This window comes from Streptomyces sp. NPDC001568 (assembly GCF_042893755.1).
GTDB lineage: Bacteria > Actinomycetota > Actinomycetes > Streptomycetales > Streptomycetaceae > Streptomyces.
In genome coordinates this window covers 167,648-187,421 of sequence record NZ_JBIAVF010000008.1, presented here as the reverse complement: position 1 = coordinate 187,421, position 19,774 = coordinate 167,648, and the positions used below count along the sequence as shown (strand labels likewise).

Genomic DNA, 19,774 nt, shown 5'->3' with positions numbered 1-19,774 from the left:
TGCTGAAGGTATCGCGTACGGGGCTACGCCTTGCCCGTGAGGTGCGCGAACACGACGACGTTCGCGTCCCAGTGGCGGTCCGCGGTGAGGTCGCCGCCGCAGGTGATCAGGCGCAGTTCGGCCTTGCCGCGGGTGTCGCCGTAGACGCGATCGGTGGGGAAGGCGTCCTTCTTGAAGGTGTCGACCTCGTCGACGGCGAAGACGGCGGTGGTGCCGTCGGTGCGGTGGACCTCGATCCTCTGGTCCTTCTTCAGCTCCTTGAGGTTGAAGAAGACGGCCTCGGGGGCCCGGGGGGTGTCCATGTGGCCGACGATCGCGGCGGCGCCCCGCTCGCCGGGAGTCGGGCCCTGCCGGTACCAGGCGGCGTCGTCGGGTTTGGCGAAGTCGGGTTCCCGCATGACGCCCCGGGCGTCGAGGTCGACGGTGTCGAGGGGGGCGTCGACCTTGATGTCGGGGATCTCGATCCGGTCCGGTACGGAGGCCGGGAGGACGGAGACGGCCGAGGCGGCGGGGCCGGGGGGCCCGGCCGCCCGCGCGGCGCCGGCGCCGCCCGAGCAGCCGGCCGACGCGGCGCCGAGCAGCAGGACGAGGGCGGGGACGAGGGCCGGGGCCAGGGGCCGGGCCCCGACCCGGGCGGCCGCACGGCGTGTGCGGCGGCCGCCCGGGCGCAGGGGGGTGCGCTCAGCCACGGGAGGGCTCGGCGTCGGTGCCGGCGGGGGCCTGTCCGGTGTTCACGGAGCCCTTGGGCGTCCGGTGCTCGCTCGGGCGCAGCGGCTGGACGGGCTTCACGTCCGGCTTCACGGGCTTCACGTCGGGGGTGGTCCTGGCCTCGGTGGAGAACTTCACGGTGTCGAACTTCTTGCCGCCCGCGTAGGCGTCGACGCCGTAGTAGCCGGTCCTGACGTCGGGGGCGACGGTGGCGGTGCCGGTGAAGGTGCCCTTGCCGTCGCCCTTCAGGTTGACCTGTCCGCCGGTGAAGGCCGCGGACTTGACGGAGGCGTCCTTCGCGGAGGTCTTCACGGTGACGGTGATCCGGTCGCCGGGCCGGCCGTGGTCCTGGGAGAGCCGCAGGCCGTCCGGGGCCGGGGTGGGCTTCGGGGCGTCCGCCTTGACGACGAGCCGGGCGGTGGCCTGGAGCTTGGCGCCGTCGGGGCCGGTGCCGGTGAGGGAGATGCCGTAGCTGCCCTCCTTGACGTCGGCGACCTCGGCGGTGCCGCCCCGGCCGTCCGTCATCCGCACCTCGCCCAGGGCCTCGGAGGAGACGGACAGGTGCGTCGAGCCGTCCGGCACCTCCATCTCGAACGAGATCGAGTCGCCGGGCTTCGCCGCCGAGGTCGACAGCTTCAGAGCGGTCCGCGTCGGGCGGGCGGTGGGGCCGGCGTCGGCCGCCGGCGAGGTGGTGTCGGCGGCGAAGGCGGTCGCGGTGCCGCCGAGGGCCATCGACGAGGCGAGGACGATCGCCGAGATGCTGAGTGCCTTGCGCATGAGGTCTCCTCGTGAACGGGCCGGGACGTTTCCCGGCACATCAGACATGAGGGACATCCGGGGCGCCCGGTTGCGGGGCTCCCGAGGGTCGGGCCAGGGGGCGGCCGAAGGTCCCCCGGCGTGAAGCGGCAGGCAGGGGGGCCTTCAAGGGGCCTTTGTTTACTGCCGCTTTGCCCTCATTTTTGGGACCTTGGTCCCGGCGGGGAGTAGGCGGCGGGCGCCCCGGGAACGCCGCAGCCCCCGGTGACGCGAGGTCACCGGGGGCTGCGGGTCGGGCGGGCCGCCGGGCCCGTCGGGTCAGGTCAGAGCTGCTCGATCACGTAGTCGACGCACGCGGTCAGCGCCTGCACGTCCGCCGGGTCGATCGCCGGGAACATCGCGACGCGCAGCTGGTTGCGGCCGAGCTTGCGGTACGGCTCGGTGTCCACGATGCCGTTCGCGCGCAGCACCTTGGCGACCGCCGCCGCGTCGATGTCGTCCGAGAAGTCGATCGTGCCGATGACGGCGGAACGCTTGTCGGCGTCCTGGACGAACGGGCTCGCGTACTTCGAGGCCTCGGCCCAGCCGTACAGGTTCCGCGCGCTGGCCGCCGTACGGCCGGTCGTGAACTCCAGGCCGCCCTGCGCGTTCATCCACCGCAGCTGCTGGTCCAGCAGGAAGAGGGTGGACAGCGCCGGGGTGTTGTACGTCTGGTTCTTCAGCGAGTTGTCGATCGCCGTCGGCAGCGAGAAGAACTCCGGGATGTGCCGGCCGGAGGCGTGCACGCGGGCCGCGCGCTCCAGGGCCGCCGGGGAGAACGCCGCCAGCCACAGACCGCCGTCGGAGGCGAAGGACTTCTGCGGCGCGAAGTAGTAGACGTCGGACTCGGTGATGTCCACCGGCAGGCCGCCGGCGCCCGAGGTCGCGTCCACCAGAACGAGCGAACCGGCATCGGCTCCGGCGACGCGCTTGATCGGCGCCGCGACACCCGTCGAGGTCTCGTTGTGCGTGTACGCGTACACGTCCACGCCCGCCTCGGCGACCGGCTCGGGGTGCGTGCCCGGGTCGGAGGAGATCACGGACGGCGCGTCCAGCCACGGCGCGAGCTTGGCGGCCTTGGCGAACTTGGACGAGAACTCGCCGAAGGTCAGGTGCTGGGACTTCTGCTCGATCAGTCCGTGGGTCGCGATGTCCCAGAAGGCGGTGGAGCCGCCGTTGCCCAGGATCACCTCGTAGCCCTCGGGAAGGGAGAAGAGGTCCCGCAGGCCCTCGCGCACCGAGCCGACCAGGTTCTTGACCGGGGCCTGGCGGTGCGAGGTTCCGAGCAGGGAGGTACCGGTGGCGGCGAGGGCGTCCAGCGCCTCGGTCCGCACCTTGGAGGGGCCCGCGCCGAAGCGTCCGTCGGCGGGCTTGATGTCAGCGGGAATCTGGATCTCAGCCACGAGCGGAGCGTATCGGGTCCGGGTCCGCGCATCGGAAGCGCGTCCAGCGAATGAGACACGCCGGCGCGGTGGCAGGCTGGGCGCCGTGACGACACCCGGGGAACTGGAACGGACATTGCGGGCGAACCTGCGCGGCGGGGTCGACTTCGGGGCCGCGGCCCGCGCCCTGGTGACCATGGACGCCTCGAACTACCGCCGCGTCCCGGTGGGCGTGGTCACTCCCCGGGACGCCGAGGACGTGGCGAGCGCCCTGCGGATCTGCGCCGACGCCGGGATCCCCGTCGTCCCGCGCGGCGGCGGCACCTCCATCGCCGGGCAGGCGACCGGCACCGGCGTGGTGCTCGACCTCACCCGGCACATGAACGCGCTGGTCTCCCTCGACCCCGTGGCCCGGACGGCCGTCGTCCAACCCGGACTGGTCCTCGACCGGCTGTGCGAAGCGGCCCGTCCGCACGGGCTCACCTTCGGCCCCGACCCCTCCACGCACTCCCGCTGCACCCTCGGCGGGATGATCGGGAACAACGCCTGCGGCGCCCACTCCGTCGCCCGGGGCACCACCGCCGACAACGTCACCGAGCTGTCCGTCACCGCGTACGGCGGCGCCGGACACCGGCTCGGCACCGGCTGGGCCGGCACGCCCGCCGGGCTGCGGGAACTCGTCGAGGGCAACCTCGCCGTGCTCCGTACGGGCTTCGGCGGGCCCGTCGCACCCGGCGCCCCGGCCTTCAATCGGCGGATCTCCGGCTACGCCCTGGACGCGCTGCTGCCCGAACGCGGCGTCGGGGCCGCCCGCGCCTTCTGCGGGAGCGAGGGCACCCTCGGCGTGGTCACCGAGGCGGTGGTCCGCCTCGTCGAACTGCCGCCCGCACCCGTCCTCGCCGTCCTCGGCTACGCCGACGAGGGCACGGCCGCCGACGCCGCCGCCGGGCTCCTCCCGTACGGCCCGCTCACCGTCGAGGGGATGGCCCAGGACCTGGTCCGCGGGGCCGCGGGACTCCCCGCCGGCGGCGCCTGGCTGTTCGTCGAGATGCCCGACGAGGGCGCCGCCCGCACCCTGCTGCGGGCCGCCGACACCGTCGACGCGCTGCTCGTCACCGACCCGACCGCGCAGCGCGCCCTGTGGCGGATCCGGGAGGACGCGGCCGGGACGGCCACCCGGATGCCCGACGGCACCATGGCCTGGCCCGGCTGGGAGGACTGCGCGGTACCGCCCGCCCGACTCGGCGCCTACCTGCGCGCGTTCCGCGCCCTGCTGGCGGAGCACGGGCTGCGCGGGACCCCGTACGGGCACTTCGGGGAGGGCTGCGTCCACGTCCGGATCGACTTCGACCTGGTCACCCCGGGCGGCGTGGCCCGCTTCCGGGGCTTCTCGGAGGAACTCGCCGAACTGGTCGCCGCCCACGGCGGTTCCCTGTCGGGGGAGCACGGGGACGGGCAGGCCCGGGCCGAACTGCTGCCGAAGACGTACGGCCCGGAGGTCATCCGGCTCTTCGGTGCCTACAAGGACCTGTGGGACCCGGCGGGCGGCATGAACCCGGGGATGCTGGTGCGGCCCGCCCGGCTCGACGAGAACCTCCGCTTCGCCGTGCTGCCCGACACCCCGTTCGCCGGGGAGGTCGCCCGCTGCGTCGGCGTCGCCAAGTGCCGCACCGAGCAGGCCGGCGGGCCGGGGGTGATGTGCCCGACGTACCGGGTCACCGGCGACGAACGGCACTCCACGCGCGGCCGGGCCCGGCTGCTGCACGAGATGCTGGCCGGGGAGATCGTCACCGACGGCTGGCGCTCGACCGAGGTCGCCGAGGCCCTGGACCTGTGCCTCGGCTGCAAGGGCTGCCGCAGCGACTGCCCGGTCGGCGTGGACATGGCCGCCTACAAGGCCGAGTTCCTGCACCACCACTGGGCGGGCCGGATCCGCCCGCTCGCCCACTACCTCCTCGGCGGCCTCCCGGACCTGCTCCGGCCGGTCGCGGCGCTGCGCGCGGCGCCGCTCGTCAACGCCGCCGCGCGGCTGCTGCCCGTCCCCGGGCTCACCCGCGAACGGCCCCTGCCGGCGGTGGCCCGGACGCCGTTCACGCGCTGGTGGGGCCGGCGGTCGGGAACCGGGGCCGGCGCGGGACCCGCCGTGACCCTGTGGCCCGACACGTTCACCGAGCACCTCGCCCCCGAGGCCGGCCGCGCCGCCGTACGGGTCCTGGAGGCGGCCGGACTCACCGTCGCCGTCCCGCGCGGCCGGGTCTGCTGCGGACTCACCCTCGTCTCCACCGGCCGCCCCGACCGGGCCCGTGGCGTCCTGCGCCGCACCCTGGACGCCCTCGGGGAGGTGACGGGACCCGTGCTCGTCCTGGAACCCAGCTGCGCGGCCGCCCTGCGCACCGACCTGCCCGCCCTGCTCCCGGGCGACCCGCGCGCGCGGCGCCTCGCCGCGGCGGTGCGCACCTTCGCGGAGACCCTGGAGGAGTACGCCCCGCACTGGACCCCGCCCCGGCTGGACCGGCCCGTCGCCGGTCAGACCCACTGCCACCAGCACGCCGTCCTCGGCGACGCCGCCGACCGGCGGCTGCGGGAGCGGGCCGGACTCACCGGGGAGCTCAGCGGCGGCTGCTGCGGCCTGGCGGGCAACTTCGGCTTCGAGCCGGGCCACCACGCCGTGTCGGTGGCGTGCGCGGAGGAACAACTGCTGCCGTCGCTGCGCGCGGCCGGGCCCGACGCGGCGGTCCTCGCCGACGGGTTCTCCTGCCGGACCCAGATCGCCCAGCTGGGCGGGCGCCGGGCCCGGCACGTGGCGGAACTCCTGGCGGAGGGGCTGTAGCGGTGCGGAGCGGGCTGCGGGTCCGCGGTGCGGGATCGCAGCCGCGGGGCGCCGCGGGGAAGCGGCGCGTGGCTGTAAGGAAGGACACCGCGTCACGGCCCTTACGTACCCCTTAGGCTGGATTCATGCCCGCACCCTCCTCGTCCCCGACGGCCTCCCCGGAAACATCCGCCTCCGCGACCGCGGGCGCGTCCACCACCGGGGCCGCGCGGCCGGCCCCCGCCGGGCCCGCCCCGACGTCGGCCCGGGCGCGGTTCGGGCCGGTGGCGCTGGTGGTCTCGGCCGGGATCTCGGTGCAGTTCGGGGCCGCCCTCGCGGTCATGATCATGCCGAGGGCGGGCGCGGCCGGGGTCGTCACGCTGCGGCTGGCCGCCGCCGCACTGGTGCTGCTGCTCGTGTGCCGGCCCAAGGTGCGCGGCTACAGCCGCTCCGACTGGGGCACCGTCCTCGCCTTCGGCGTGGCCATGGCCGGCATGAACGGCCTCTTCTACCAGTCCATCGACCGCATCCCGCTCGGCCCCGCCGTGACCCTGGAGGTCCTCGGCCCGCTGGCCCTGTCGGTGATCGTCTCTCGGCGCCTGGTGAACCTGCTGTGGGCGGGCCTCGCCCTCGGCGGCGTCGTCCTGCTGTCCGGACACGGCGGGGGCGGCTTCGGCTTCGGCTCCCTCGACCCGGCGGGCGCCGCCTTCGCGATCGGGGCGGGCGCGATGTGGGCCGCTTACATCGTCTTCAGCGCGCGCACCGGCCGACGGTTCCCGCAGGCCGACGGACTGGCCCTGGCCATGGCCGTCGCCGCGGTGATCTCCCTGCCGCTGGGCGTCATCGAATCCGGCTCCGCCCTGCTCGTGCCGAGCACCCTGGCGCTGGGCCTCGGCGTGGCCGTCCTGTCCTCGGTCCTGCCGTACACGCTGGAACTGCTGGCCCTGCGCCGGATGCCCGCCCCCACCTTCGCCATCCTGATGAGCCTGGAACCCGCCATCGCGGCGACCGCCGGCTTCCTGGTCCTGAGCCAGGCGATGTCGCCCCTGGACGCCCTCGCCATCGCCCTGGTGATCGCGGCCAGCATGGGCGCGGTCCGTTCCCAACTCGGCGGGCGCGCGAAGCCCGGCCCGAAGGAAGGGGTGTCCTGATGGAACCCGCCCCCACCGGCCCGGCCGCGACCGGGCCGGCCCCCGACCCCGTCGCCGCCTACCTCGACGCCGCCCCCGAGGCGCGTCGCCCGGCCCTGACCCGGCTGCGGGAGCTGTGTCGCGCCGAGCTGACCGGCTTCGAGGAGGTCATCGCCCACGGGATGCCCGCGTACGTCCGGCCCGGCGAGCCCGCCGGCGAGGTCGCCTGGGCCGACCAGAAGCAGTACGTGTCCTTCTACCTGCTGCGCACCGACGTCCGGGACGCCTTCGCCGAACGCCTCGCCGCACACGACATGGGCAAGGCCTGCCTGCGGTTTCGCCACCCGGACCGGATCGACTTCGACCTGCTGCGCGACCTGCTGCGGGCCACGGCCGCCACCCCCGGAAAGGCCTGCTGACCCGGCCGCGCCGGGATCACGCGTAGCGGGCCGCCATCGCCGCCACGGCGGCCTTGACGCGGGCCCGCAGGGCCGGTGGGGCCAGCACCTCGGCCTCCGCCGCCAGCGCCAGGAACTGGGCTTCCGCCCGCTCCGGCGACTCGACCGGCAGCACCGCGCGGATCCAGCCCGGCACCTGCGGGTCCGGCCGGCCGGTCGCGGCCAGGGCCCGGGCCGCCGCCCCCGTCAGCTGCTCCGCGGCCCGCGCGGAGAGGCGCACGACCGCCTCCTCGGGATGCAGCCGCGCGTGGAAGTCGGCCTGGCTCCGCCGCCAGTGCGCGGCCAGGTCGAAGCCCGCCGGCAGCTCGAACTCCTCGTCGCGGGCCGTCACGTCGAGGATCTGGTCGACCCGGTACGTACGCGGCTCCCGCGGCCCCGCCACCAGGTACCAGCGGCCCGCCTTCAGGACCAGCCCGTACGGCTCCAGCCGCCGCCGCACCTCCTGCGGGGCCTTCCACCGCCGGTAGCGCACCTCGACCACCCGGCCCCGCCACACCGCGTCGGCGACCCGCGCGAGGTGCGGGGCCTCCTCGTGCTCCGCGTACCAGCCGTGCGCGTCCAGGTGGAAGCGCAGCCGCATCCGGTCGGCCTGCGCGCGCAGCTCGGGCGGCAGGGCGGCCCGCAGCTTCAGCTGCGCCGCGGACACGGCCGGGCCCAGCCCGAGTTCCGCCGCGGGGCCCGGCAGCCCGGTCAGGAACAGCGCCTCGGCCTCGCCCGCGCTGAGCCCCGTCAGCCGGGTCCGGTAGCCGGCCAGCAGCTCGTAGCCGCCGCTGTGCCCGGCGTCCGCGTACAGCGGGACGCCCGCGGCGGTCAGCGCCTCCGCGTCGCGGTAGACGGTGCGTACGGACACCTCCAGCTCCCGCGCGAGCTCGGCGGCGGTCATCCGGCCCCGCGTCTGGAGCAGCAACAGCATCGACAGGAGGCGGCTGGACTTCACTGACACATGATGTCAGGGGAGTGCTCCTACGGTTCCCCCGAACGCAGCGCCCCGGAGCCGACCGGCGCCGGGGCACGGAACAGGGGAGCGCACCGCATGAACGACTTCGACTTCCTCGCCGGGACCTGGGACATCGCCAATCGTTGGCGCACCGACTTCCTCGACCCGGACAGCGCGTGGGAGGAGTTCCCGGGGGTCTCGCGGATCTCCCGGCACTTCGACGGCGGCGCGAGCTTCGACGAGGTCGAATTCCCGACGAAGGGCTTCGCCGGGCTCACCCTGCGCCTGTTCGACCGGGAGCGCGGCGCGTGGTCGCTGTACTGGTCGAGCCGACGCACCGGAGTCCTGTTCCCGCCCGTCGTCGGCCGGTTCGAGGACGGGCGGGGGGTCTTCGAGGGCGAGGACACGCACGACGGCAGGGCGGTACGGGTGCGGTACGTGTGGTCGGGGACCGGGGCCGGCGCGCCGCCCCGCTGGGAGCAGTACTTCTCCGTCGACGGGGGCGGCACGTGGCTGCTGAACTGGACGATGGACTTCACGCGCAGGCCCTGAGGGGGCCGGGGCCGAGGGCCCCGGGCCCGGGGGCGCGGGCTCAGCCCAGCGGCAGGTCCAGGTAGGACGGGGTGGCCTCGGGCGAGGTGAAGGCGAGGGAGGCGCGGGGCAGGTTGGCGTCGGCGTAGAGGGCGTCGCGGCCGGCCATGACCAGCAGGACGCGGTGCCCGCGCGGGACGTCGTACGCGGTGGCCTGGAGCTCGATGTCCGCGCCGACCAGGCTGTCCGGGGCCGATCCGAGGTCGCTGTACGGGGCGTGCGTGACCAGGCGGGCCGAGCCGTCGGGCGCCAGGTCCATGAGGTGGGCGACGAAGCTGGAGCCGGGGTTCGCGGCCCGGTAGGTGACCCGGAGCCGGGGGGTCCCGCGCAGCCGCAGGGTGTCCTCGGCGGGGGCGCCGACCCATAGGGCGGCCACCGCGCGGTCGATGTCGCCGGCCCGGTAGACCTTGGGGCGGCCCGCCATCTCCGCGTACCCGGAGCGGACGACCTCGTCGGCGACGGCCGTCGGGGTGTCCACCCCGCACAGCAGGCCGGCGGTCCAGCCCGCCTCGGGCCGGTCGGCGAGCCGGCCGCCGCCGGTGAGGTGCAGCCGCCTCACACGGCGGGTGAGGGCCTGCCGGGTGGGCCGGTGCTCGACGGTCCCGCTCCACATCACCTCGGCCGCGACCTGGCCCTCGTCGGCCACGCCGTTGGAGAGGCCCATGAGGTGGTGGTCGAACCAGCGGTGGGCGTCCGTCCACACCCGGTCCGGGAGGCCGAGCAGGCCGCCGGCGCCGGGGCCGGCGTGGTCGCCGACCGACAGGACGAGGCGCTTGGGGCCGGTGAGTTCGTCGAACAGCTTGAGGGTCTGGTTCGCCGGGAGGAGCGTCTCGTGCCAGGCGTGGGAGAGGAAGACCGGCAGCCGGCGCCGGTTGAACTCCTTGACGTGGCCGAAGGGGGAACGTTCCTCCGCCCAGCGCAGGGCGCCCCCGAGCTCGCGGCCCGCCAGCACGTCCTCCAGTACGCGTTCGGTTCCCGGGCCCAGCCGGGCCCGCCCGGCGGACGCCAGCAGGGCCCCTACGGCGCCGACGCGTCGGGTGGAGTTCTCCACCAGGACCTCGCCGAGGTCGCCCCACGCGCTGAACGCGCCGACCGCGTCCACCCGGGGGTCGTGCGCGGCGACGAGCAGCCCGATGCCGGCGCCGTAGGAGACGCCCAGGAACCCGATCCTGGTGACGGGCCCGGCGGCGCGCTCCAGCAGGTGGTCCAGGGCCCGGCTGCCGTCGGCGACGTCGAGGGGACCGGCGGCGTCGGCCCGGCCGGCGGAGGCGCCGAAGCCGCGCGGGGTGTAGGCGAGGACGTCGTAGCCGCGGGCGGCGAAGGCGCCGGCCCGGACCGCGTACGCGACCCAGCCCAGGTTCGTCCACGGCGCGGGCATCACCACCACAGGTCGCGGCCCGGAGCCCTTGCGCCGCCACAGCGCGGCGTCGAGCAGCACCCCGCCGGCGCCGGTCACCCGGCCCCGGCTGAACACGGCGACGGACCGCACGGCCTCCACCTCGGCGGCCCGCGCGGGCGGCAACCCGGAGGTGTCACCGCTCTCCAACGCGGCGGCGAAGGCCCCGAGCGCGACGGCGTCGAGCTCGGGGTAGAGGGAGCCCATGCCCGGGACGGACGGGGTGGCCGGGGCCTCGGGGGTCTCCGGGGCTTCCGGGGCTTCCAGGGCTTCCGGTGGTGACGGGACCGGCGGGACCGGCGGGGTGGTCGGGCGGGACGGGGTGGCCGGGTCGGACGGGTCGGCTGGCTTCACGGCGGTTCATCCTCTTCGTCGAGGTGACATGGACGTGTTCGGCTGCGACGACGCACTCCCGGGCCCGGAGCGAAGCCCCCAGTATCGACGCGCCACCCCGCACACCCCCCGCGCTCCCCCCGCCCCGACCGAAACCCCTCCACCCGCCCGGAGCCGGTCGCGGGCCCGGGTCCGGCCGGACCATCCCGTATGGCAAATCCCGTCCCGTTCGGCGTGGTTGGCCCGGTTGGCGGGAAGACGGCGGTCCGCCAAGAAACCATGCAAGCGTGCTTGATTGTTTCTTCGGCGAGTGCCAGGCTTCCCTCCACGCCGAGCAGGGGAGCGCAACCGTGCCCGATCCGTCCGCCGTCGCCGTCTTCGCCGATCTCCGGGCGGAGGGGGGTGAACTCGACTCCCTCGTAGCGGAGTTGCCCGCCGCAGACTGGGCGCGGGCCACGCCCGCGAGCGGCTGGGACATCGCCCACCAGATCGCCCACCTGCACTGGACCGACCGGGCCTCACTCCTCGCCCTCACCGATGCCGACGGCTTCGGGCAGCTGGTGCAGGAGGCCCTCAAGGCTCCCGACTCCTTCGTCGACGACGGCGCCGCCGAGGGCGCCGCGCTGCCGCCCGCCGAGCTGCTCGCCCGCTGGCGCGCCGGCCGGGTCGCCCTCGACGCCGCCCTCGACGCGGCCTCGCCCGACGCCCGTTTCCCCTGGTACGGGCCGCCCATGAAGGCCAACTCGATGGCCGGCGCCCGCCTGATGGAGACCTGGGCCCACGGCCAGGACGTCGCCGACGCCCTCGGGGTGCGCCGCGCCCCGACCGGCCGGCTGCGGCACGTCGCCCGGATCGGCGTACGGGCCCGCGACTACGCGTACGCGGTACGGGGCCTGCCGGCGCCGACGGCTGAGTTCCGGGTGGAACTGCGCGCCCCGGACGGCGGCGAACCCTGGACGTACGGCCCGCCGGGCGCCGACCAGCGGGTCACCGGACCGGCCCTCGACTTCTGCCTGTTGGTCACCCGGCGCGCCCACCGGGACGACCTCGCGCTGACGGCGACCGGCGCCGACGCCGACCGGTGGCTGGACATCGCGCAGGCCTTCGCCGGCCCGGCCGGCCCCGGGCGGGACCCCCGGGCGGAGTCGCGGTGAGCCGCCGTCCCCTGCGCATCGGCAACGCCTCCGGCTTCTACGGGGACCGCTTCGCCGCGATGCGCGAGATGCTGACCGGCGGCCCCCTCGACGTCCTGACCGGCGACTACCTCGCCGAACTCACCATGCTGATCCTCGGCCGCGACCGCCTGAAGGACCCCGGCCTCGGCTACGCGAAGACGTTCGTCCGCCAACTGGAGGACTCCCTGGCCCTGGTCCACGAGCAGGGCGTACGGATCGTCGCGAACGCGGGCGGACTCAACCCGGCGGGCCTCGCCGACGCCGTCCGCGGCCTCGCGGCCAAGGCGGGCATCCCCGTCTCCGTCGCCCACGTCGAGGGCGACGACCTGATGCCGTACGAGGAGGGCGCGCTCACCGCCAACGCCTACCTCGGCGGGGCCGGGATCACCGCCTGCCTACGGGCCGGCGCCGACGTCGTCGTCACCGGCCGGGTGACGGACGCAGCCCTGGTCAGCGGGCCGGCCGCCTGGTGGTTCGACTGGGCGGCCGACGACTGGGACCGGCTGGCCGGGGCGGTGGTCGCGGGCCACGTCCTGGAGTGCGGAACCCAGGCCACCGGCGGCAACTACGCCTTCTTCACCGCCCACGACGTGCGCCGGCCCGGATTCCCCCTCGCCGAGATCTCCGAGGACGGGTCGGCCGTCATCACCAAACACCCGGGCACCGGCGGAGCCGTCACCCCGGGCACGGTGACGGCGCAACTCCTGTACGAGACCCAGGGCGCCCGCTACCTCGGCCCGGACGTGACGGCCCGCCTGGACACCGTCCGCCTGACCGCCGCGGCGGCGGACCGGGTCCGTGTCACCGGGGTCCGCGGCGAGGCCCCGCCGGACACCCTCAAGGTGGGCGTGACCCGCATCGGCGGCTGGCGCAACGAGGTGGTCTTCGTCCTGACCGGCCTGGACATCGACGCCAAGGCCGCCCTGGTCCGCGAACAGCTCGCGGAGCTCCTCGCGGGGGTGGAGACGGCGACCTGGACCCTCGCCCGCACGGACCACGAGGACGCCGACACCGAGGAGACCGCGAGCGCCCTGCTGCGCCTGGTCGTCCGCGACCCTTCCCCGGACCGGGTCGGCCGCGCGCTGACCTCGGCGGCCGTGGAACTCGCCCTCGGCAGCTACCCCGGCTTCCACGTCACCGCCCCGCCGGGACCGGCCCAGCCGTACGGGGTCTTCACCTCGGCCCCGATCGCGGCGACCGCCGTCCCCCACACCGCCGTCCTCCCCGACGGCACCCGCCTCCCCGTCCCCGCCCCACCGCCCCGGCAGCCGGCGGCGGAACCGGGGGAGGACGCACACCCCGTCACCGCGGCGAAGAACCCCGCGAGCCCCACACCCCCGCAGGCCCCCGGGAGCCCGCACGGCCCCGCGAACCCCGCCCACCCCCAGCCCGCCCCCATCACCCGCGCCCCCCTCGGCACGGTCGCCGGCGCGCGCAGCGGCGACAAGGGCGGCGACGCCAACATCGGCGTCTGGGTGGAGAGCGCCCCCGCGTGGGACTGGCTGCTCCGCACGCTCACCGTGGACACCCTGCGCACCCTGCTCCCGGAGACGGCGGAGCTCCCCGTCGCCCGCCACGAACTGCCCCACCTGCGCGCCCTGAACTTCACCGTCACCGGCATCCTCGGCGCCGGCGTCGCCTCCGGCCACCGCTTCGACCCGCAGGCCAAGGCCCTCGGCGAATGGCTCCGCGCCCGCCGGCTCGACATCCCGACCGATCTCCTGCCCACCCCGGAGGGGACCCTCGCCCGCCGGCTCGACATCCCGACCGACCTCCTGCCCACCCCGGAGGGGACCCGCCCATGACCCGCCTCGGTACCGCCGTCGACCCGCGCAGCCCCGAGCACGCGACGGCCCGTACGGCCGCCCTGGAACGCCTCGACGCCCTGCACGCCGAACACGACAAGGCCCTCGCGGGCGGCGGCGAGAAGTACACGGCCCGCCACCGCGACCGCGGCAAGCTCCTGGCCCGCGAACGCGTCGAGCTGCTGCTGGACCCCGACACCCCGTTCCTGGAGCTGTCGCCGCTCGCGGCGTGGGGCAGCGACTACCCGGTCGGCGCCTCCATGGTCACCGGCATCGGCACCGTCGAGGGCGTCGAGTGCCTGATCACCGCCAACGACCCCACCGTCCGCGGCGGCGCCAGCAACCCCTGGACCCTGAAGAAGGCCCTGCGGGCCAACGAGATCGCCCGGCAGAACCGGCTGCCCTGCGTCAGCCTCGTCGAGTCCGGCGGCGCCGACCTGCCCTCGCAGAAGGAGATCTTCATCCCGGGCGGCGCCATCTTCCGCGACCTCACCCGACTCTCCGCCGCCGGCATCCCGACCGTCGCCGTCGTCTTCGGCAACTCCACCGCGGGCGGTGCCTACATCCCCGGCATGTCCGACCACACCGTCATGATCAAGGACCGTTCGAAGGTGTTCCTCGGCGGTCCGCCGCTGGTCAAGATGGCCACCGGCGAGGAGAGCGACGACGAGTCCCTCGGCGGCGCCGACATGCACGCCCGGACCTCCGGACTCGCCGACCACTACGCCCTCGACGAGTACGACGCGATCCGCCAGGCCCGCCGCATCGTCGCCCGCCTCAACCACCGCAAGCCGCACCAGGACCCGCCGGCCGCCGCCGAGCCCCTGTACGACCCGGAGGAACTCCTCGGGATCGTCCCGCCGGACCTGAAGACGCCGTTCGACCCGCGTGAGGTCATCGCCCGCATCGTCGACGCCTCCGACTTCGACGAGTTCAAGCCCCTCTACGGCCCCAGCCTCGTCACCGGCTGGGCCACCCTGCACGGCTACCCGGTCGGCATCCTCGCCAACGCCCAGGGCGTGCTGTTCAGCGCCGAGTCGCAGAAGGCCGCCCAGTTCATCCAGCTCGCCAACCAGCGCGACATCCCGTTGCTCTTCCTCCACAACACCACCGGCTACATGGTCGGAAAGGAGTACGAACAGGGCGGCATCGTCAAACACGGCTCGATGATGATCAACGCGGTCTCCAACTCCCGCGTCCCGCACCTGTCCGTCCTCATCGGCGCCAGCTACGGCGCCGGCCACTACGGCATGTGCGGACGGGCCTACGAGCCCCGCTTCCTCTTCGCCTGGCCCAGCGCGAAGTCCGCCGTCATGGGCCCGGCCCAACTCGCCGGCGTCCTGTCCATCGTGTCCCGGCAGTCCGCCGCCGCGAAGGGCCTCCCGTACGACGAGGAACAGGACGCCGGGATGCGCGCCTTCGTGGAGGCGCAGATCGAATCCGAGTCCCTGCCGACGTTCCTGTCCGGGCGGCTGTACGACGACGGCGTCATCGACCCCCGCGACACCCGCACCGTCCTCGGCCTGTGCCTGTCGGCCGTCCACAACGCCCCCGTCGAGGGCGCCCGTGGCGGCTTCGGCGTCTTCCGGATGTGAGCCCGCAGATGACCATCACCTCCCTCCTCGTCGCCAACCGGGGCGAGATCGCCGTCCGGATCCTGCGCACGGCCCGCGCCCTCGGCCTCGCCACCGTCGCCGTCCACTCCGACCCCGACGCCGACGCCCTGCACGTCCGCCGCGCCGACGCCGCCGTCCGGCTGCCCGGCGCCGCACCCGCCGACACCTACCTGCGCGCCGACCTGCTGATCGAGGCTGCCCGCACGGCGGGCGCCGACGCCGTCCACCCCGGCTACGGATTCCTCTCCGAGAACGCCGACTTCGCCCGCCGGGTCCGCGCCGCCGGCCTGACCTGGATCGGACCGCCCCCCGAGGCGATCGAGGCGATGGCCTCCAAAACCCGGGCCAAGGACCTCATGCGCGCCGCCGGCGTCCCCCTCCTCGAACCCGTCGACCCGGCCGGAGCCACCGCCGCCGACCTGCCCCTCCTGCTCAAGGCCGCGGCGGGCGGCGGCGGCCGCGGCATGCGCGTCGTACGGGACCTCGACACGCTCAAGGAGTCCCTGGACGCCGCCTCCGCCGAAGCCCTCTCCGCCTTCGGGGACGGCGAGGTCTTCGCCGAGCCCTACGTGGAGCGCGGTCGGCACGTCGAGGTACAGGTCCTCGCCGACGCCCACGGCACCGTCTGGGCGCTCGGCACCCGCGACTGCTCCCTCCAACGCCGCCACCAGAAGGTCATCGAGGAGGCCCCCGCACCCGGCCTGTCCGACACCCTGCGCGCCACCCTCCACGAGGCCGCCGTCGCCGCCGCCCGCGCCGTGTCCTACGAGGGCGCCGGCACCGTCGAGTTCCTCGTCACGGCCGACGGCCGCCCGTACTTCCTGGAGATGAACACCCGCCTCCAGGTGGAACACCCCGTCACCGAGGCCGTCTTCGGCCTCGACCTGGTGGCCCACCAGCTGCGCGTCGCCGAGGGCGCCGCCCTGCCGGCCACCCCGCCGCAGCCCACCGGTCACGCCGTCGAGGCCCGCCTCTACGCCGAGGACCCGGCCCACGACTGGCGGCCCCAGACCGGCGTGCTGCACACCCTCGACGTCCCCGGCGACCTCCGCGTCGACACCGGCTTCGTCGCCGGGGACACCGTCGGCGTGCACTACGACCCGATGCTCGCCAAGGTCATCGCCCACGCCCCCACCCGCGCCGAAGCCGTCCGCGTCCTCGCCCACGCCCTGGCGGGGGCCCGCGTCCACGGCCTGACCACCAACCGGGACCTCCTCGTACGCTCCCTGCGCCACCCGGAGTTCACCACCGGCCGGCCCGACACCGGCTTCTACGACCGCCACCTCACCGCCCTCACCGCGGACACCCCGGACCCCACCGCGGCCGTCCTCGCCGCCGCCCTCGCCGAGGCGGCCCCCGCCCCGGGCGCCTCCCTCGCCGGCCGCCTCGGCGGCTGGCGCAACGTCCGCTCGCAACCGCAGACCCGCCGCTACACGGTGGCCGGAACGGCGTACACGGCCCGCTACCGGCAGGGCGGCGTCCTCGTCGACCACCCCGACATCAAGCTCCTCGCCGCCGGCCCCACCCGCGTCACCCTGGAAGTCCACGGCATCCGACGCGTGTTCCACGTGAAACACAACCCGCACACCGGCGAGGTCCACGTCGACTCCCCGCTCGGAGCGCACACCCTGCTCCCCGTCCCCCGGTTCCCCGAGCCCGAGGACCACACCGCACCCGGCTCGCTGCTCGCCCCCATGCCCGGCACCGTCGTCCGCGTCGCCGAGGGCCTCGCCCCCGGCTCCGCCGTCACCGCCGGGCAGCCCCTGCTCTGGCTGGAGGCCATGAAGATGGAGCACCGCGTCCTCGCCCCCGCCTCCGGCACGCTCACCGCGCTCCACGCCGCTCCCGGCCAACAGGTCGAGTTCGGCGCCCTGCTCGCCGTAGTCCAGGAGGAACCGCAGACATGAGCCCGACCCTCGAAACCGACGAACACAAGGCCCTGCGCACGGCGGTGGCCGCCCTCGGCCACAAGTACGGCCGCGACTACCTCGCCCGCGTCGCCCGCGAGGGCGGCCACCCCGACGAGCTGTGGGCCGACGCCGCCGGCCTCGGCTACCTCGGGGTCAACCTCCCCGAGGCGTACGGCGGCGGGGGCGGCGGCATCGCCGAGCTCTCCATCGTCCTCGAAGAACTCGGCGCGGCGGGCTGCCCGCTCCTCATGATGGTCGTCTCGCCCGCCATCTGCGGCACGGTCATCGCCCGCTTCGGCACCGAGGACCAGAAGCGGGCCTGGCTCCCCGGCCTCGCCGACGGCACCCGCACGATGGCCTTCGGCATCACCGAACCCGACGCCGGATCCAACTCCCACCGCATCACCACCACCGCCCGCCGCGACGGCGACGACTGGATCCTCACCGGCCGAAAGGTCTTCATCTCCGGCGTGGACATCGCCGACGCCACCCTCATCGTCGGCCGCACCGAAGACGCCCGCACCGGCCGTCTCAAGCCGTGCCTGTTCATCGTCCCCCGCGACACCCCCGGCTTCGGCCGCACCGTCATCGACATGGAACTCCAGGCGGCGGAGAAGCAGTTCGAACTCACCCTGGACGAGGTCCGCCTGCCCGCGTCCTCCCTCGTCGGTGACGAGGACGCCGGCCTCCTCCAGCTCTTCGCGGGCCTCAACCCCGAGCGGATCATGACGGCGGCCTTCGCCATCGGCATGGGCCGCCACGCCCTCGCCAAGGCCGTCGACTACGCGAAGACCCGCCAGGTCTGGCGGGAGCCCATCGGCAGCCACCAGGCCATCGCCCACCCGCTGGCCGCCGCCCACATCGAGCTGGAACTGGCCCGCCTCATGATGCAGAAGGCCGCCCACCTCTACGACGAGGGCGACGACATGGCCGCCGGCGAGGCGGCGAACATGGCCAAGTACGCCGCCGCCGAAGCCTGCGTCAAGGCGGTCGACCAGGCCGTCCACACCCTGGGCGGCAACGGCCTGACCCGCGAATACGGCCTGGCCTCCCTGATCACCGCCGCCCGCGTCTCCCGCATCGCCCCGGTGAGCCGCGAAATGATCCTCAACTTCATCTCCCACCAAACCCTGGGCCTCCCCAAGTCCTACTGACCCCCGAACCAAAACGGAGACCCGGGGAGCGGGGACCCACGGAGTCGGGGGGACCACCATGGCCCGGGGACCACGGCACCCCACCCCGTCCCCGCCCGCCCCGCACGACCCCGCCCCCCACCCACCCCACCCACCCACCCACCCGCCGGTCCGGAGGACCCCCTTGACCCCCCTCGTACACGCCGGCCAGGCGAACGGCATCACCACCCTCACCCTCAACGCCCCCACCACCCGCAACGCCCTCTCCGAACAGCTGGTCGCAGACCTCCGCACGGCCCTCGCCGAAGCCGCCGCCGACCCCGACACCCGAGCCGTGGTCCTCACCCACACCGGCAACACCTTCTGCGCCGGCGCGGATCTGAAGTCCCCGTGCGAGCCCGCCGACTTCCTCGCGCTCCTGCGCGAGACGACCGAACTCCCCAAGCCGGTCGTGGCCCGCGTCACCGGCCACGTCCGCGCCGGCGGCCTCGGCCTGCTCGGCGCCTGCGACATCGCCGCCGCCGGCCCGCAGTCCTCGTACGCGTTCACCGAGACCCACCTCGGTCTCGCCCCCGCCGTGATCTCCGCGACCCTGCTGCCCCGCCTCGACCCGCGCGCCGCCTCCCGCTACTTCCTCACCGCCGAAACCTTCGGCCCCGCCGAAGCCACCCGCATCGGCCTGCTCACCCTGCACACCGAGGACGACGTGGACACCGCCCTCGCCCCCGTGCTCGACGGCCTGCGCCGCGCCGCCCCGCAGGCTCTCGCCACCACGAAGGCCCTGGCCACCGCCGTCGTACGGGAGTCCCTGGACCGCGACGGTGCCCGCCTGACGGAACTCTCCGCGGCCGTCTTCGCCTCCGCGGAGGCCCGCGAGGGCATCACCGCCCGCTTCGAGCGCCGGGACGCGGCATGGGTACGGTGACCGGCCCCAAGCAGGCCCGCAGCCGGGTCACCCGACGCCACCTCCTGGAGGCCGCCGTCGCCTGCCTGGCGGAACACGGCTGGGCGGGCTCCACCGTCGCCGTCGTCGCCGAACGCGCCGGGGTCTCCCGGGGGGCCGCCCAGCACCACTTCCCGACCCGCGAAGCGCTCTTCACCGCGGCCGTCGCGTTCGTCGCCGAGGAACGCTCCACCGCCCTGCGCGAGCTGTTCCACGCCGCACCGGCCCCCCGCCCGGCCGTGGTCGAGGCCATCGTCGACCTGTACACGGGCGCCCTGTTCCGGGCCGCGCTGCAACTCTGGGTCGCCGCCTCCAACGAGGAGCAGCTGCGCCCTCAGGTCACCGAGCTCGAAGCCCGCGTCGGCCGCGAGACCCACCGCATCGCGGTGGAGCTGCTGGGCGCCGACGAGTCCGTGCCCGGCGTACGGGAGACCGTGCAGGGCTTCCTCGACATGGCCCGCGGCCTCGGCCTGGCCAACGTCCTGACCGACGACACGGCCCGCCGCGCCCGCGTGGTGGCCCAGTGGTCCCGCATCCTGGACGCGACCCTGACCTGAACCCGCCCGAGCCGAGGCCCGCACCGGGCGTCCGGCCCGCACCCGAAGCCCCCGCCCCCGCGACCCCGAGGGACACGCTCCGAACGTGGCGCGGGC

The 19,774-nt window shown here is 75.1% G+C and carries 16 protein-coding genes; 11 read left to right on the top strand and 5 right to left on the bottom strand.

Annotated features, from left to right (window positions below; translation table 11 throughout):
- Positions 1–23: 23 nt before the first annotated feature.
- The 3 genes from ACFY0I_RS16960 to serC form a co-directional block, all read right to left on the bottom strand.
- Positions 24–689, bottom strand: coding sequence for a class F sortase (locus ACFY0I_RS16960; RefSeq protein ID WP_388895818.1), 666 nt, complete (start codon positions 687–689; stop codon positions 24–26).
- On the bottom strand, positions 682–1,485 hold the full coding sequence (locus ACFY0I_RS16955) for a hypothetical protein (RefSeq protein ID WP_388895813.1): 804 nt from the start codon (positions 1,483–1,485) through the stop codon (positions 682–684). Before ACFY0I_RS16955 ends, ACFY0I_RS16960 begins: the two co-directional genes overlap by 8 nt.
- A 302-nt stretch (positions 1,486–1,787) precedes the next feature.
- A complete protein-coding gene (serC, locus tag ACFY0I_RS16950; protein ID WP_388895811.1) occupies positions 1,788–2,906 on the bottom strand; it encodes a phosphoserine transaminase in 1,119 nt (372 codons plus the stop codon).
- Positions 2,907–2,991: 85 nt separating this feature from the next.
- Between serC and ACFY0I_RS16945 the strand changes: the two genes are divergently transcribed.
- From ACFY0I_RS16945 to ACFY0I_RS16935, 3 genes are all read left to right on the top strand, one after another.
- Positions 2,992–5,715, top strand: a complete 2,724-nt coding sequence (locus ACFY0I_RS16945) for an FAD-binding and (Fe-S)-binding domain-containing protein (RefSeq protein WP_388895808.1) — start codon at positions 2,992–2,994, stop codon at positions 5,713–5,715.
- 125 nt (positions 5,716–5,840) lie between these two features.
- Positions 5,841–6,845, top strand: a complete 1,005-nt coding sequence (locus ACFY0I_RS16940; RefSeq protein WP_388895805.1) for a DMT family transporter — start codon at positions 5,841–5,843, stop codon at positions 6,843–6,845.
- Positions 6,845–7,243: a DUF1801 domain-containing protein gene (locus ACFY0I_RS16935; protein ID WP_388895802.1), complete on the top strand. Its 399-nt coding sequence runs from the start codon at positions 6,845–6,847 to the stop codon at positions 7,241–7,243. Before ACFY0I_RS16940 ends, ACFY0I_RS16935 begins: the two co-directional genes overlap by 1 nt.
- Before the next feature lie 16 nt (positions 7,244–7,259).
- Here the strand turns inward: ACFY0I_RS16935 and ACFY0I_RS16930 are convergent, their stop codons facing one another.
- On the bottom strand, positions 7,260–8,219 hold the full coding sequence (locus tag ACFY0I_RS16930; protein ID WP_388895799.1) for a helix-turn-helix transcriptional regulator: 960 nt from the start codon (positions 8,217–8,219) through the stop codon (positions 7,260–7,262).
- A 96-nt stretch (positions 8,220–8,315) separates the two neighbouring features.
- Between ACFY0I_RS16930 and ACFY0I_RS16925 the strand changes: the two genes are divergently transcribed.
- A complete protein-coding gene (locus ACFY0I_RS16925; protein WP_388895796.1) occupies positions 8,316–8,771 on the top strand; it encodes a hypothetical protein in 456 nt (151 codons plus the stop codon).
- Positions 8,772–8,811: 40 nt separating this feature from the next.
- On the opposite strand, the gene ACFY0I_RS16920 is transcribed toward ACFY0I_RS16925, so the two are convergent.
- A complete protein-coding gene (locus tag ACFY0I_RS16920; protein ID WP_388895793.1) occupies positions 8,812–10,560 on the bottom strand; it encodes a CocE/NonD family hydrolase in 1,749 nt (582 codons plus the stop codon).
- A gap of 329 nt (positions 10,561–10,889) precedes the next feature.
- Here ACFY0I_RS16920 and ACFY0I_RS16915 point away from each other — a divergent pair, with 329 nt between their 5' ends.
- The 7 genes from ACFY0I_RS16915 (at position 10,890) to ACFY0I_RS16885 (ending at position 19,678) form a co-directional block, all read left to right on the top strand.
- Positions 10,890–11,693: a TIGR03084 family metal-binding protein gene (locus ACFY0I_RS16915; RefSeq protein ID WP_388895790.1), complete on the top strand. Its 804-nt coding sequence runs from the start codon at positions 10,890–10,892 to the stop codon at positions 11,691–11,693.
- Positions 11,694–11,752: 59 nt separating this feature from the next.
- Positions 11,753–13,519, top strand: a complete 1,767-nt coding sequence (locus ACFY0I_RS16910) for an acyclic terpene utilization AtuA family protein (protein WP_388896234.1) — start codon at positions 11,753–11,755, stop codon at positions 13,517–13,519.
- Entirely contained in the window at positions 13,516–15,114 is a 1,599-nt protein-coding gene (locus ACFY0I_RS16905; RefSeq protein ID WP_388895787.1) for an acyl-CoA carboxylase subunit beta, read from the top strand. The genes ACFY0I_RS16910 and ACFY0I_RS16905 overlap by 4 nt, the downstream gene beginning before the upstream one ends.
- Before the next feature lie 8 nt (positions 15,115–15,122).
- On the top strand, positions 15,123–17,042 hold the full coding sequence (locus tag ACFY0I_RS16900; protein ID WP_388895784.1) for an acetyl/propionyl/methylcrotonyl-CoA carboxylase subunit alpha: 1,920 nt from the start codon (positions 15,123–15,125) through the stop codon (positions 17,040–17,042).
- Positions 17,039–18,199 (top strand): acyl-CoA dehydrogenase family protein, encoded by a 1,161-nt coding sequence (locus tag ACFY0I_RS16895; protein WP_388895781.1) that lies wholly within the window; start codon positions 17,039–17,041, stop codon positions 18,197–18,199. Before ACFY0I_RS16900 ends, ACFY0I_RS16895 begins: the two co-directional genes overlap by 4 nt.
- Before the next feature lie 163 nt (positions 18,200–18,362).
- Positions 18,363–19,103, top strand: a complete 741-nt coding sequence (locus ACFY0I_RS16890) for an enoyl-CoA hydratase family protein (protein WP_388895780.1) — start codon at positions 18,363–18,365, stop codon at positions 19,101–19,103.
- Positions 19,091–19,678 (top strand): TetR/AcrR family transcriptional regulator, encoded by a 588-nt coding sequence (locus ACFY0I_RS16885; RefSeq protein ID WP_388895777.1) that lies wholly within the window; start codon positions 19,091–19,093, stop codon positions 19,676–19,678. Before ACFY0I_RS16890 ends, ACFY0I_RS16885 begins: the two co-directional genes overlap by 13 nt.
- The last annotated feature ends 96 nt before the right edge of the window (positions 19,679–19,774 follow it).